Source organism: Roseateles sp. P5_B10 (genome assembly GCF_056400485.1).
Genome location: NZ_JBFULE010001337.1, coordinates 1 through 913, shown reverse-complemented (window position 1 = coordinate 913; position 913 = coordinate 1). Strand labels below are relative to the sequence as shown.

Genomic DNA, 913 nt, shown 5'->3' with positions numbered 1-913 from the left:
GGCCGAGGGCTGCCGCGATGCGCTGGTGCTGTGGGGCGACGTGCTGGTGGACGGGCACAACCGCTACGGCATCTGCAGCAAGCACGGGCTGCCCTTCCAGACGGTGCAGAACCCTCGCTTCAAGTCCATGGAGGACGTGCATCTGTGGATGATCGACCAGCACCTGGGCCGGCGCAGCATCTCGGACTTCCAGCGCGGCGTGCTGGCGCTGCGCAAGCGCGAGATCGTGGCCGAGCGGCGTGCGCGCAGCGCGGCTGTGGAAGCGGCTGAGCCCGTCGCCCAGGCAGCGGCACCGGCACCCGCCCAGGACGCCCTGCAAACGCGCGAGGCCCTGGCCAAGGCCGCGCGCCTGAGCAGCAACCAGGTGGTGATGATCGAGAAGATCCAGAAGCAGGCCACGCCCGAGGTGGTGGCCGCGGTGAAGGCCGGCGCGATCTCGATCAACGCGGCCGCGGCCGTCGCCACCTTGCCGGCCGAGGAGCAGGCAGCCGCTGCGGCGGCCGGTGCGCAAGAGCTCAAGCAGGCAGCCAAGCGCGTGCGCGAGACCAAGCGCAAGCCGCCCGCGGCCGACCCGATGCTGGATACGGCAGAAGCCTCCGCGCCGGAACCCACGATGKAAGCGCTGCGCCAGCGGGTCTCGGCGCTTGAAGCCGAGAACGCGGCGTTGCGGCAGGAACTGGCAGCGCTTCGCCCACAGCCGTCCTCGCCCCACCCTGTCGAGGAAGCGCAAGCACCCTTCTGAACACCCCCAGGTCACGCTGAGGCTTGCGAACCCCACGTATCCTCTGACCCATGGCTCCCGTCCAAGCCCTGCGCCAACGCTGGCAAGCCTGGTGGCAGGCCCGCCAGTCGCCCGCCGACACCCACCAGACGACGCAGCGCAATGTCTACATCGTGCCGACCTGGGCCGGCG

Annotated in this window: 1 protein-coding gene; it reads left to right on the top strand. The window is 70.6% G+C overall.

The features are described 5' to 3' along the window. A partial coding sequence (locus tag AC1DU6_RS33145; RefSeq protein ID WP_477862559.1) for a plasmid replication/partition related protein occupies positions 1-742 on the top strand: 742 nt, incomplete at its 5' end. Positions 743-913: the final 171 nt, after the last annotated feature.